The sequence below is a fragment of the Legionella israelensis genome (assembly GCF_004571175.1).
GTDB lineage: Bacteria > Pseudomonadota > Gammaproteobacteria > Legionellales > Legionellaceae > Legionella_D > Legionella_D israelensis.
In genome coordinates, this window is record NZ_CP038273.1 from 1,996,975 (window position 1) to 2,010,918 (window position 13,944).

Consider the following 13,944-nt stretch of genomic DNA (forward strand, 5'->3'; position numbering starts at 1 on the left):
AAACAGTATGTCAATAACCCGGGGGCGACGCTTGCAGCATACGAAGGATTAATGGTTAACAGTTAAGCTTTATCATTGCGTTCAGTAGAACAAACAAGACTCACGAAAAACGTTAAAGCGAGGTAGAAAATTTCAACGAAAAAATTTAGGCGCACTAGAGCCTGTTGACAATTGCTCTATAGTCTCTATGTACCATGGCTTGTCTGCGGTATCCAGAGATCTCATGGATGCCGCGGATAAATCGCGGCACGTAGGCACTTGAGCAAGATCAAGAAACGAAATGTCAACTGATCCTAAATGACTGAATTGAAAATTTTTTATACGAAGAGGGTGGGTTTGTATGTAAGTCCTGGCAACGAATGATGAAAGACTGACAAAATCTTCTTATAACCAGGGAGAGCGGGTATGGTTGATTTTTGTAAGTTGTTTGCAAAGAAAGATGCCGAGGCTTGTCGTGAACAGATAGGCTATTTGAGAGCAACTTTACCTGACGAGGTTATGGCTTGGGAAGAGGTACTGATTTCACTGACCTGTGCTGTAGAACAGGAGTTTTCTCCTGAGAGCATGTCTGCTGTTCTTGATGAGTTACCGTTTAATATTTGTAAAGCTTTTTTCAAACGCCTCACATCTTCTGCGGAACTTTCTCCCGAATGCATGAAAACCATGGTGGCCTTTATTCTTGAAAAGGAGGAGTTGCGTAATGACGATTGCAATGAACTCATCAGTATTTTGCTGCTGTCACCATTTCCTATTGCAGCGAATGACTTAAATGCTTTAATTGCCCGCGTTAATCCTCAGAAACTGGGTGATATTCTACTTGAGCTGCATCAGCAGTCATCCGATCTGATTTTTGATTCACAAAAAGATCGTAGTTCTCAAAAAATAAATCGTCATTATCAGTTGAAATACGAAGTGTTATTAACGGCATTATGTATCCATGCCAGTAATCCGGATTTTAAATTGTCTTTGCTGATAAATGATAATCCTTTTTTAGCTAATTTGATCATTATTAATCGGCTACGTCATGTTGAAAATGAAAGCCAACGACAAAAAATCATTGAAGATTTATTCAAGCAAAACACACGTTATGACTGGCAGGATGGTGTCTTTAAAAAAATGGTTTTACCTGAATTAGCAAAGGTTTTAGCTAAAGCTGATTCAGACAAGTCGATTGAGCTTTTCAGCAAATATATAAAATTAAAGCATGACAGACACCCAACAATAAAAGACAGGATTCATTTGCTGGATGAATGTTATCAAATTAATGGTTCTGTAGATTTCATCAACCGTTGTATTCAGGCAGCTGACACTGACAACAACTTTCTTATCAATTTTTTGACGAACAGTAAACTGAATGACAGTAAACTGAATATTAAACTTCTGGAGAATATACCACAGGAAAATTTGCCTGATTTTGTAGGCCATATGTTGGCAATGAACCATATAGCTGTCCAACAGCGGGCCTATTCCTTTCTATTTGAAAATTTTATCTTTGTTTTTTGCCAAAGAATCAAAAAAGCAAATGAGCCCTTCAGTGAGTTGATGGCCTTGGCAAAAGCCGCTGAAAGACTGCCTGAGCCTGCAATAGAACAGTTGGTCAAAGAAGTCACCCAACAGGTGGCTGGTGATCTTCTGCTACAGAGTTACTGGTTAACGGCTGCATTGCAGATTTTTCCTAATAAAAAAAGTTTATTGCCATATTGCTGTGCTTTTCTTTGTAATTTCTGGAAGAAAAGCGAGTTGCTTTTACCTTTGCTCCAAAACTTAAGCAGTGAAGATCTGGTCATGCTTTATACTTTAATGGTCCAGGAAAAAGCGCCTGCTCCAAGCTATGATATATTTAAAACTTTATTCTCTGAATCAGATAGACATCCGCAGCTGTTTTATTTATTACTGAATACACCCGCCATCCATCAAGAGTTACTGAATGATTTAATCCAAAAACTGGATGATAAGAATTTACTGACCTTAATTGATGAGTTATTGAATAAAAGTGAAGAAAACAGCGAATTTAAAAATACACTTCATCAGGTACTGCTTTTGTTTTGTCGACGTTTACCTCTGTCAAAAGATAAAAAAGAAAATATTCATCAGTGGACTGAACAGCCCTTTACTCCCATACTCGCGCAGAACATTTTAGAAGATCCCGATTGTGTGTATGAATTGTCACTTACCGACTCCACATTGTGGTCATGGGTCTCCTGGACATCTATTTCAGCAGCCTTGGCTTTACGAATTGACAGAATTTTAAATGCTACCCTTCTCAGTAGCACGGACATCAAAAAAGTGGCCTTTATCTGGTTAAGTCATTTCCGCCAATCGCCTGATAAATTGATTCTTATTTTTAACCACCTTGAGCAGACAGGAGGCAACCGAGATGAGATCGGTCGTGTAAATTATGCCTCACTAAAAAAAAGCTGCTGGAATCTTTTAAAAAAGGATAATAAATATACTGATGAATACTTCAAGGTTTTTATAAAACAATTAAAACAACCTCAAACTTTCGATCCGATCTTATGTCAATTGGCAACACAAGACAGCTTGCAGGATAATCCTGCACAAGGGGCGCGTTTATTGGCATTAACTCAAAGCCCTTTGCCCTCTGATATTTCGAACGAAGCATTGCTGCCTTTACTCATTCATTCAGTACATGAGGAAACACTTGGCAATTGGCAAAAGGCAAAACAGTTATTGGATGAAAGAAGTGTTTCAGAGAATGTTTTATTTATCCGCCAACTGCTTAATGCGGTTGAAAAGGCTCATTTCAATCCCATACTTGTGAGTAAAGCCTATGACTTAATTCTCAACTCCAGGTATTTTGAGACTGTTTTCGTTCAACTGTCAGAGCATCACTGGCATTGGTTCTTTCGCCATACCCCCCTTGAACTTCTCAATTCATCTTTTCCTTACTGGTTCGACTTGTTGATTCAATATCCTCATAAAGAGTCATTGAACATTGGTCGATTATTGATCCTGTTGCCCGAGAAGGATGGGCTGATTGAGCAGATTTTATCTAAAGAATTTTTTCAATCGCCCGAAGGAATGGCCAGTCTATTTGCGGAACTTGCGGAAGAAAATGACGGTATCTGGTTGTTCGTTCACTTACATCAGAACATTTCTCGTTTTGATTTGCAGTGGAGAAAGCAGTTTATTAAGCAGACATTGAACCTTATCCATTCACGAGCTGTGAATCCTCCCGCTGTTCATGTGCTCAATGTGTTTTTGCTCATGATGGTGGAGCAATTAAGTCCCAGACGTTCAGAAGACAGTAAATTGATGTCAAAACAATTGCAATTGTTTGGTTCTCTTATTGATCATGCTGAGGAAGCGAGTCAACAGGATGAATGTCGGCGATTAATGTTGAATTTGCTGACTCGTTTCTGCTATCAGGATGTTCATTGGGCAAAACAGCTTCTGCCTACAGATTCTTTTACAAACCTAATGACTGGCTGGCTTAAAAATCTTAATTTTGAGCGCTTACCTCATCTGCTTCATCAACACCCTCTAACGCAATTATTAATGGACAATATCACAGGTCCATTTCAAGCTGAATTGAGAAGTAATGTGGATTTTCAGCAGTTTATTATGCAATTACTCATATCTCCGCCTGCTTCGATGAATATTGATCAGTTTTTAATGCTATCTGAGCATTTACCGCATGAGCAAAAAATCGTTTTGGCGAAAAAAATATGTTTGGATGCTCATTACTATCCTGTGCAAGTGGTGGCGTTACCTATTTTGGCAAATTATTTGACGGTCAAAGAGTTTTATTTGCTTTACCATGAAAAAAAGGAAGATCCCCTTATCCTGAAAACCCTTCTTTCCCATAAGAATGGATTGACAGGGCTTAATAAAACAGAAAAAGCTGAACTGATAACGGCCATCACGTCCGGTGAGCAGCTTCTTAGAATTCTTAACGGAAACAGCCCACCTGAAATACGCATAGCCCTTGTTGAGGAAATTTTTGCCTATTGTAATTATGACGAAAAAAAATTGTCTGAACTGCTTTTTCGTTGGAGTGTCAATCATTTGTCCCTTGCAGCACTGGCTAATTTTACCGTCAAACAAGAGAATAAACGCATTTTAAATCGCATCATCAGTCAAAAAACGTATTATCGTGAATTTATAGAGAATTATCTCTCTCGTCCTGCTTTGGATATGGCTTTAACTCCAGGCAGCTATCTGTATGATTTCCTGGCAGAAGCCATAATCCATCCTGAAAGAGGACATTTATGCAGCACAGCATTCTTAACTCAACTGCCTTCAGAATTAATCCGTGAAGCGCTTACCCAGCAATTTCAGCTTAGCCGGAATTGGCAGAATTTAGCCAGGCTGCTCAAACCTTTTGAAAATAGTGAAAATGTGGTGATAAAGAGCCTTGTGGCTGCGCGCTGGCATCATCAATTATTGCTTTATAATGCATTACTGGATGTATTGATTTATTATTCGGAAGCAGAACCATCTGTTCAAGAACAAATCAAGGAAAGTCGTTTATATCAGGAAGTCAGGTTTCCTTTAACCTTTGATATTGATTTATCCAATCAGCTGCTTCTATGGTTAGAAGATTATATTGAAAGATTGCAGCCTGTTGCACCTGAACACTGTCAAGCCATACGTCAGATATTAGAGCGCTATCAACAAAAACTCGATATTATTGGAAATTACACCTCCAGTTATTTATATCATTGTTTTGAACCGTGCTCCCCTAAAAGGAGAATACAAGTAAAAGAAAATCAGCAGCTTTTGCTGAATGCCTATAGTTATTATTTTGATGAGGAGTCAACATCAAAGTCAGAAAGCATGGAGCATCAATTCCATCAAATTTTGTATACCGCGTTAACGGATCGGCATTTGTCAAAGGATGTGACATTTTATCAGTTTTTATTTGATCAAATACTGATATCCCCCTTATCAGCGAAAATTGAGGAAAGATATTTAAAGGCTTATCTGCAATCATTGTCCCCAGAAAAGGCCTACAAAGCCATTCGTCTTTTTCAGCAAAAGCAACTTTTTTTTCAGACGGCGCTGCAGGTTATGAGCTTTCTGCGCAATCAAAAATCCATGAAAGATGTCCTCACGCATTTATCAGGCTTTGATGCTGGTAAATTACAGAAGTTATCCGAGGTTGCCCGTGCATTGAATCTTATATTTCTGTCAGATGTTCTTCAACTGGCGGTTGATGTCAAAAAAATAAGCAATTCCTCTCAATTTGAGCCTGAAAAGTTACTTCCTATAGTGATGGATAACGGTTTGAACATTGAATGGCTACTGGCCGATGTAGAGCGATTTGATGCCTGCGAGGAATTTTTAGCCTATCGCTGCAAACAATTATCAAGATTGGCATTCAGTTATGCTCGAGATGAGAAAAACAGACAAAGGCTGTCTTGTTTGTTGCAGGGGTTTCCACAATGCTTTACAAAAGAATTGGTGACCAATTGCTTAAACAGTTATAGAGCCTTGTTTACCAGGAAAGGCAACAAAACTGAGTTTTTAAACCTCATTAGCCAGTTTTTATTGAAAGAAGGTTCTGAAACAAAGTATATCATTCATCATCTTCATTCTGATTTAGTAGAGTACATCCTCGCAGAAGCATTAAAAAATCCCGAAAATCATCAAACTTTGCTGCAACTGTTCATTAATAGCAACTATAAAACACTTTGTCAGCAGCAATTGCAGAAACAATTAGAAACATTATGTTATCAGAACAATATTGAGACGATGACCTCATTAAGACAGATGAATACTGTTATTTTTTCCAAACTCTCTTCTCATACAAGTAAGCAAATTATCGCTATTTTACGTTTGTTATTAATGAGCCATCCGGAGGAAGATGCAGAAATATTAATGAATACAGAGTTTGCCAGTGAGTCCATATTGGAAAAGCAGGCATTTATCGCTGATGTCAGTGTATTCCATCAGCTTGCAAGATTAAAAAAAGAACACTCGGCGAGCACTGATGAAAATAACCTTGATATAGCCCTACATTGGCTTAAGTCTCAATGCAGTGAAGCTCCTATTAGTTATCGACTGACGATGAATATGCTTAGCTTAGATATGTTTTTACTGAAAAAACCAGGGCAATATCCTTTAATTCAATATTATTGGTTAACCTGGTCTGCTGAGCTGGATGACAGTCCACAGCTATTGATTAATGGTTTTATGGCCTGGCTCAGTCAAATAACGGAATTCAGTTCCGAGCATACCCAAGAGTTGCAACGATTGCTGCAGTATATTTCAGACCAGGGCTTGATGAAGCCACTATGCGAGGGGGTAGAGCAGATGGGTGAGTTTAATTTGCAACAACTTCATTGGTTCTGTCAAAGTTTAACCTGCATTGAAGGGTTCAATTCCGAGTATATCTCACATCTGGTCAAAATTGCTTTGCAAAGCGGGCCATGGAGCGTGATGTTTGCCAATAAGGACGATTCTTATGCATTTATTCGGCAAGCGCTAAACAAACCTGAGTGCATTCAGCAATTAGCCAGCAGTGAAGATGCGCGAATAGACTTTCTGCAAAGGCTTGCTAAGGAAGCATTTCCTTTTCAAACGATTTTACAACTTTTACAGGAGAGTGAAGATAAAAAATTGCGCTCTTTATTGATCATTCACTTACTCGGACGAGATGATTACCTGAAAGCCCTGGCAGAGCCATCCTTTATTAAAAAATTATCCACGGAAAAACGGCAAAAACCACGACTGCAAGCCTTACTACAGCAAATTGACCCGCATCAATTAACGCCGGCTATCATTAGTCAGTTATCACCTGAGGCAACCGTAGGGTTGTTGTGTTCGGTGCGTTATTTTCATGTTTGGAATAAAACACAGTTGAATGCCTTGATAGAACGTTATCCTGAACCTGCGGTTATCGATTACTGGCTGGCCCATTTCACTCATATGCCAAATGCCATGCAGATATTGTCTTATATTACAGAAATTGCTCATACTTATTTTTTCTCCTATTTGAATAAATTGGATACTCATCTAAAAAAAGAGCTTATTACACGCCTTATTCATCATGCCGACTTGTTTGCAACGAGCATCAATAAGGAGTCATTTTTAAGACACTGTGATGAAACTCATTTGCGTCACGCTATCCAATTATATATAAATGGGCAGAATTCGCCTGTTTTAAAAAATTTCATTCATTCAATGTATCATCGTTTTAAAAAAAACAAATCTTCTTTTTCCAATGAAATTATTCCATGGTTATTAACCTTAAGTGCTGATAAAGATTTTGCGGATTTGAAGAAAGAAACGGCTCATCTCATGAATCAGTACTTGAGATTAGCGGCACAGGTTTCAGAGAGCCGCCTTTTTTATGATGAACATTTTTTTAATTTATCCAGAGCAAATATATTCATTTCACTACAAGCGGAAAAATCAAAAGAAAAAATTAATCGATTATTGGCAGAATCTTTTGAAGTTCTTTGGGAAAAACAGGAAAAAAATAAAGCGGATAAAAAAATAGCAAATGAGAACGAACTTATCGAAGAGATGAAAAGAAAAGAGATGCCTCTTAAAGTTATCGATTATTATTTAGTGCACTTCCAGGGAAAAGGGTCGGTGCTTTCTAAATTGCTGGATGATTACCTCATGTGTTATGAGTATGAGAATATGGATTTGCGTCCGTTATACAGCACCTCTTGGTTAATGAACGAGGACAACGTATCGCAGAAAGTAAGAAAAACAATCTTCAGCGCTTTTTTGGCACATCCCGCTCTACATGATGATGAAGTGTTTTTAAATCTATTAAAAGTAGATGCCAAAGAAACGGTTAAGCACTATGGCCAACGAAAACAGTATGAATGCTTAATTCAAAAATGCACATACGCTTTAAAAGAGGCTTTACCTTTTGAAACAGGGCGTATCATCAATAAAGCAAAGCAGGAGGCGGAATTTGAATGGAAACTTTCAAAAATGAAAGGATATTTTAAAGGCTTACGTTGCTGGTTTAAACGTTGTCATTTTTATGGTTGGCATGGTTTTTTTACGCCTAAGCGACCACAATATGTCATTCCTTTCGATGAAGAAGGTAAACAAGCGATTCATAAATTCCCTCCGGCACATAGAAATCCTTTGTTTTCTGCTGAGGAAAAATTAAAAGCTGCATTGGCCTCGGAATTTTATTTAAACATTCATGAAGCGTTAATGCATTACAATATGAGTGTGATCGACAGAACCAATGAAATGGATTTGCGAAAACAAGTGGATCAATGTTTTGAAAGTTTGCTTCGCCAAAGGATAAATGATCGGAAGCTGGGTCAATGGCTGGATGAGAATCAATTGGTTTTTCTGGATAATCGAAAGCGTTTGCTCGAACAATTGCTGGAAACAAATGATATAGAAGAAATTGTTCAATATCTTAGACGATTCGCAGAAGGGCCAGGACAGTTTGCAAATCTGCTGTCTGAATTTGAAGTGAAAGAGCTGCCAGAATTGGCCTTGGAGTTAAAAGGGTCAGTTAAAAAAACAGATGACTTTGTCACTACAGCTAAAAATGTTCTGTCTACAGTAGCTGGTAATGCAGTCCGTTTATTTTCCAGGGTGACGGAATCAAAGACAAACGATACCTCCTTATCTAACACAAGTGTGCCACGCTGGGATTAGTGGATAGAGCTTGGTGGCTTAACTGAGTTATTTAATCTCTCAGGCCAACACCCTTTTTCAGCAAGATCATGTTTATGAGGGACAGGAGAATTAAGGTTAGGCAGATGACAGCCATGGCCAGGGTCATATTAATGTCTTGTATGCCGAACATTGCATGGCGCAGGGCACTTACCATATAGAGGATTGGGTTTAAATGGGATAGTTTTTCCCAAAAAGGGGGCAGCATGTTGGTACTGTAGAATACACCGCCCAGATAAGTGAGAGGTGTCAGTAGAAAAGTGGGTATCAGCATAACGTCATCAAAATTTTTGGCCAACATGGCATTTGTAAATCCGGCGAGAGAAAAGAGAGCAGAGACAAGAATGACGACCAGTAAGGTCATGGGTAAATGATGAAACTCAATGTCAGGCAGAAAAAAGCAGGAAACGGTAAAAACCAGCGTGGCTACAATCAATCCGCGTAAAATACCACCCACCACATATCCTGCCAGCAGTAAGCTTTCATGCATTGGGCTTATTAGTATTTCTTCTATACTTTTCTGAAATCGGGTGCTGAATAAAGAGGAAGAGACATTACCATAGGAATTGGTAATGACGGTCATCATGATAAGACCTGGAGCAATGAACTGAGAATAGCTGATTCCATCTATAGGACCAATGCGATCGCCGATTAAGGCACCAAATATCAGAAAATATAAACCGGTGGTTATGATGGGGGGAAGAAAGACTTGGCTTGAAATGCGAAACATACGAATGACTTCGCATTTCACCAAGGTATGGAAAGCAATGAGTTGTATTTTAATGGTCATGGTTGATTAAATCCATAAACAGTTCTTCTAATCGATTGGTTTTATTGCGCATGCTGTGAATACGTATATTGTGTTCGGATAAAATGGCAAACACCTCATTAAGCGACATTTGATTGTCCACTCTCACCTCAAAGGAGGTTGGATCAATCACTGTCGTGATCAAAAATTCTTCCATTGGCGGTAGATGAGTGATGGGTTTTTCCGTGTTAAACACAAATGTCTGATGCTTTAAGCTTTGCAGCAGTTTTTTCATGGATGTATGTTCAATGATTTCTCCGTGCTTGATAATAGCAATGTTTTTACATAGCTGCTCAGCTTCTTCCAAGTAATGTGTAGTAAGAATAATGGTGGTACCCTCTTCATTAATGCGGGTGAGAAAATCCCACATGCTTCGACGAATTTCAACATCAACGCCTGCTGTAGGTTCGTCAAGAATCAGGACCTCAGGTTGATGGACCATCGCCCTGGCAATCATCAACCTCCGTTTCATGCCACCGGATAAATATCGGACCATGGCATGACGCTTTTCCCACAGCCCCAGTTGCTTCAGCAAATCTTGTGCCCGGGTCAAAGCCTTCTTATAAGGTATGCCATAGAAGCCGGCTTGATGCAAAAGTATTTGCTCACACTGTTCAAAAATATTGAGATTAAATTCCTGTGGCACAAGTCCAAGGCAGGACTTGGCTTGTTCCGGCTGCTTATCAATGTCAAAGCCATTAATAACGATTTTTCCTGAGGTTTTCGTTAGAAGTGTGGCTATCAAACTAATGGTGGTTGATTTGCCGGCGCCATTGGCTCCAAGCAAGGCAAAAAAATCGCCTTTACTGACGGATAAGTCGATTCCCTTCAATGCTTCAATGCCGTTAGAATAAATTTTGCGTAGCTGAGAAAGATTTAAAGCATCCATAAACAAAATATGTCAAAAGCAAGATTATACCTCAGCAATCCGGGTTTATGAAATCTAATTGGTAAAAATCAGAGCAAACGCATCTAATTTTTGATCACAAAAGCCCCTCTTTTGCCTATTGCTGTGCTTTATTCTAATTCAAAGCTGTACACTTTTAAATCATTCAGTACTGGTCATTGTCCCTGGCTAGGCAATGAGCGAGAGGCTTCTGATTTTCATCCAGCCGGCGATGCTGTATCGCGTTTGATGTGTTTCACAAACTTCATGAGCAAGATCACTTTTAAAACATACAAAGCGATTTCCAAGAGGTAAGAGATGAATGAGAGGCTGATGAGCATAGTCATAAAGCTTAAGTTGACCACCGTTATTTTCTTGCCATCCTTCGTTTAAATAATAAACACAGGATATACGTCGGTCTTGTGTGGATTTAAATTGATCAACATGTTTGCGATAAAATGTACCAGGGAGATAAACAGAAAAATGAGCTTCAAAATCATTGAGACCAAGAAAAAGGGAATTGTTAAGCATTGAGGCAATCTGGTTTGTTCTTGAGAAATAGCTTTCTATGGCCTTGTTATTGGATGAATGATCAAGCCAGGCAATTTTATCGCTTCGAATGTTTGAGTTTTCAATAGCCTGAAGCTTACGACCGATTTTAGCACTTTGAAAAAGACCATTACTGTGCATGGTTTGTACCGTAAGTAACAAGTCTTTATAATCATCGATTGGTAAGAAAGAATCAATGACGGAAAAACCTTGATGATAGATATCATCGGCAATTCGATCCAGAGCGTTCAATCAACACCTGAAATTAAAATAAGGTGAGCTATTTTACGTGAAACCGGAAAAAATACCAATCCAATTTACCTGGCAAAATCATCTTAAAGTATACGTCAAAGAAAAGATGAGGAATCAAGTAACTGCTTATAATGTTTCCATTCAGGCATAAACTTATTCATCAAGGCATAAAAGCGTTTGTTATGGCTGGGTTCCAGCAAATGAACTAATTCGTGCACCAGAACATATTCCATGCAGAGCGAAGGAGTATGAATCAGTCTGAGGTTCAGGCATATACGTTTAGCTCTCACGTTACAAGAGCCCCAACGGGTTTTCATTTTGCGAATTCGCCACTCCTTTGCTTTTACGCCAATGATGATTGACCATTTTTCGATGAGCTCCGGAAGCTTCTCAGTCATGTGTAATTTACACCATTGATCTAAGAGGCTCTGTTTTTGTTGTTCTGTGGTTTGGGCGTTAATGTAAATACATAATTCATCCTTTTTTGTCTTTATTTCGGCTTGTTCAGCACGACTTAGAATGAGCAATCGATATCTTTTACCAAGAATGTAAAATGACTCTCCTGTGACAAGCTTGTTTTTCGAAACAGGTGTTCGTTGTTGTAGTTGCAGCTTTTTTTCTTTTATCCAGTCTTTTTTAGATTGCAGAAACTGATGAATAAAATGCTCATTTAGGCCAAAAGGAGCACTGACACGCACAAAACCATCGGGCGGATAAATGCGCATATTCAGGTTTTTGATGGCTTTTCTCGTAATTTCAATGGAAATACCATCGATTTCGATGCATTTTTTCTTCATTTTTTAAACAGCCTTTCTTTGAGAGGGACTTGGAAATGGATTTATTTTGTTTTCCATTTCACTGAATATAAATCATGGCGGCGATCTTTTAAATTCAGCACCGTTCCCTGACTGCGCGTGGCTTCCAAGGTATGAAGGCTGAGATCGGCAAAAGAAACCATTTCCACATTGGGTGTGGTATCGGCTGCTATTCCATCTCTGGCAAAAGGGAAATCACAAGGAGTAAAGATAGCGCTTTGGGCATATTGAATATCCATGTTCAATACTCCTGGAAGATTGCCCACGTTGCCGGCCATGACAATATAGCATTGATTTTCAACCGCTCGAGCCTGAGCACAATAGCGAACCCGCATGTAGCTTTGTCGCTCATCGGTACAAAATGGAACAAAAATGATTTTGGCTCCTTGATTAATCGCATGGCGGGCAAGTTCTGGAAATTCACAATCATAACAAATCAAAACAGCAATGGGTCCGCAATCTGTAGCAATGGTTTTTAATTCATTCCCTCCCCGAATATTCCACCAGTATCGCTCATTGGGGGTCGGATGAATTTTACTTTGCTCATGAATTTGACCATCACGAAGAAAAATATAGCTTATGTTATAAACACCATCTTTCAATTTTGTAGGGTGTGAACCTCCGATGATGTTGATATTGTATTTGACCGCCAGAGAAGACATCAGCTCGATGAAGGACTCTTGATACTCGGTAAGCTTTAATATGGCTTTCTCTGGCTTTAAAGGCTCATTCTCAATAGATAACAACTGTAGGGTCAGCATCTCGGGAAAGAGAACAAAATCAGCGTAATAATCTGCTACCACATCGACAAAATATTCCACGTAACGGGCAAATTCATCAAAAGAGTGCACACGTCTTTGCATGTATTGCACAAGGCTTAAACGAACTCTGTCCACCATTCGCCCACGAGTAATGATTCCTTTTTTAGTCGTGTCGGGCTTGGAAGCAATGTCATTGTTAATCCATAAAAGGTGGGCTGCGTAACCCATAGAAGCTTTATCTTGCGGCAAGTAATTTTTTAATACTGCAATAGGTTCAAACTGATTGCGTAGCTGAAAAGAAATCACAGGATCCCTGATTTGTTTTTCGATAACGGCTTGAAGATAATCTTCGGCTCTGGGATATTTTTTATGGTGGCGACGATAACCCGGCAGTCGTCCACCAAAAACGACACCTTTCAGACCTTCAGCCTGACACAAACGTTTTCTTGCTGTGTACAGACGGTTACCGATACGTAATCCTCGATAATCCGGATGCACACAAACTTCCATTCCATAGATATAATCGCCTTGCGGATCATGGCGTGAGGCAAAACCATGGCCGGTGATTTCATCCCAGGTATGAGGTTTAAGAGCAATCTCTCCACTGATTTTAAAGGTAGCACAATAGCCCACAATTTTATTTTCATATTCCACGACAAATTGTCCTTGCGGATAATGGTTCATATGGCCACGCAAGGCATCAGGCGGATAGTTTTCCATCTCACTGGGATAGACAAGACCTACTAGCTCACGGATGGCGCCAATATCTTTAGGCTTGGCATTGCGTACAATGATCTTGGGGTTTTTATTTGTAGATTTCTGCATGATATGTTTTTACACTGTGTGTATATTCTCTCTCAGCCGGGATACATGGACTGTCAATGTATTCCCCATTAATTTTTAAAACCATGTTAACCGAGGCACGTCGATATCTTGATAAGATATCGTATTGTGCTTTACTAATATAACCATAGGAGTTTCCACAATAAAATAGTGAGGACTTTCCTGGGACAGGTTTTACCTGTACGGGTAAATCACAATCCCAGCGATAACGACTTAAATCACAATTGGCATAAGCGGTGGTCACTATTATTGTCATCATGCCCGAAAAAAGAAGATTAAGTTTTAACATGGTCAGGGGCTCCGATTTTTTTTATCTCATATTTTGTTTAGAATGGTTATAATAATATGGTAACCCTATTCCGGTGTCTGTGAAATTTTTTTTAATGATATTTGCACAGACCATAT

Annotated in this window: 7 protein-coding genes; 1 reads left to right on the forward strand and 6 read right to left on the reverse strand. The window is 39.1% G+C overall.

What is annotated here, in order from left to right; all coding sequences use genetic code 11:
* Positions 1-405: 405 nt before the first annotated feature.
* Complete coding sequence (locus tag E4T55_RS09090) at positions 406-8,607, forward strand: hypothetical protein (protein ID WP_058502648.1); 8,202 nt, start codon at positions 406-408, stop codon at positions 8,605-8,607.
* Positions 8,608-8,638: 31 nt separating this feature from the next.
* On the opposite strand, the gene E4T55_RS09095 is transcribed toward E4T55_RS09090, so the two are convergent.
* The 6 genes from E4T55_RS09095 to E4T55_RS09120 form a co-directional block, all read right to left on the reverse strand.
* Positions 8,639-9,415: an ABC transporter permease gene (locus E4T55_RS09095; protein WP_058502647.1), complete on the reverse strand. Its 777-nt coding sequence runs from the start codon at positions 9,413-9,415 to the stop codon at positions 8,639-8,641.
* On the reverse strand, positions 9,405-10,322 hold the full coding sequence (locus E4T55_RS09100) for an ABC transporter ATP-binding protein (protein WP_058502646.1): 918 nt from the start codon (positions 10,320-10,322) through the stop codon (positions 9,405-9,407). The genes E4T55_RS09095 and E4T55_RS09100 overlap by 11 nt, the downstream gene beginning before the upstream one ends.
* A gap of 186 nt (positions 10,323-10,508) precedes the next feature.
* A complete protein-coding gene (locus tag E4T55_RS09105) occupies positions 10,509-11,120 on the reverse strand; it encodes a 2OG-Fe(II) oxygenase (RefSeq protein ID WP_058502645.1) in 612 nt (203 codons plus the stop codon).
* 95 nt (positions 11,121-11,215) lie between these two features.
* Positions 11,216-11,917, reverse strand: a complete 702-nt coding sequence (locus E4T55_RS09110; protein WP_058502644.1) for a M48 family metallopeptidase — start codon at positions 11,915-11,917, stop codon at positions 11,216-11,218.
* A 41-nt stretch (positions 11,918-11,958) separates the two neighbouring features.
* Entirely contained in the window at positions 11,959-13,521 is a 1,563-nt protein-coding gene (locus E4T55_RS09115) for a bifunctional GNAT family N-acetyltransferase/carbon-nitrogen hydrolase family protein (protein WP_058502643.1), read from the reverse strand.
* Positions 13,502-13,828: a hypothetical protein gene (locus E4T55_RS09120; protein ID WP_058502642.1), complete on the reverse strand. Its 327-nt coding sequence runs from the start codon at positions 13,826-13,828 to the stop codon at positions 13,502-13,504. Before E4T55_RS09120 ends, E4T55_RS09115 begins: the two co-directional genes overlap by 20 nt.
* Positions 13,829-13,944: the final 116 nt, after the last annotated feature.